Source organism: Shewanella sp. P1-14-1, from assembly GCF_001401775.1.
Lineage (GTDB): Bacteria > Pseudomonadota > Gammaproteobacteria > Enterobacterales > Shewanellaceae > Shewanella > Shewanella japonica.
This window is the reverse complement of sequence record NZ_LKTL01000077.1, coordinates 1-592: the sequence shown is the minus strand read 5'-3', so window position 1 is coordinate 592 and position 592 is coordinate 1. Positions and strand designations below refer to the sequence as shown.

Annotated in this window: 1 rRNA gene; it reads left to right on the top strand. The window is 49.3% G+C overall.

The features are described from left to right. Nucleotides 1-592: ribosomal RNA gene (locus tag AN944_RS21010) — 23S ribosomal RNA — on the top strand; the annotation flags it as partial.

Here is a 592-nt window from a genome sequence, read left to right as displayed (position 1 = left end):
TGAAGTAGTTGATGCCATGCTTCCAGGAAAATCTTCTAAGCTTCAGGTTAGTAGGAATCGTACCCCAAACCGACACAGGTGGTCGGGTAGAGAATACCAAGGCGCTTGAGAGAACTCGGCTGAAGGAACTAGGCAAAATGGTACCGTAACTTCGGGAGAAGGTACGCTCCTGACGGTGATGAGACTTGCTCTCTAAGCTGTTGGGAGTCGCAGATACCAGGTGGCTGCAACTGTTTATCAAAAACACAGTACTGTGCAAAATCGCAAGATGACGTATACGGTATGACGCCTGCCCGGTGCTTGAAGGTTAATTGATTGGGTTATCTTCGGAGAAGCTCATGATCGAAGCCCAAGTAAACGGCGGCCGTAACTATAACGGTCCTAAGGTAGCGAAATTCCTTGTCGGGTAAGTTCCGACCTGCACGAATGGCGTAATGATGGCCACGCTGTCTCCAGCCGAGACTCAGTGAAGTTGAAATTGCGGTGAAGATGCCGTATACCCGCGGCTAGACGGAAAGACCCCGTGAACCTTTACTATAGCTTGGCACTGAACATTGAACCTACATGTGTAGGATAGGTGGGAGACTTTGAA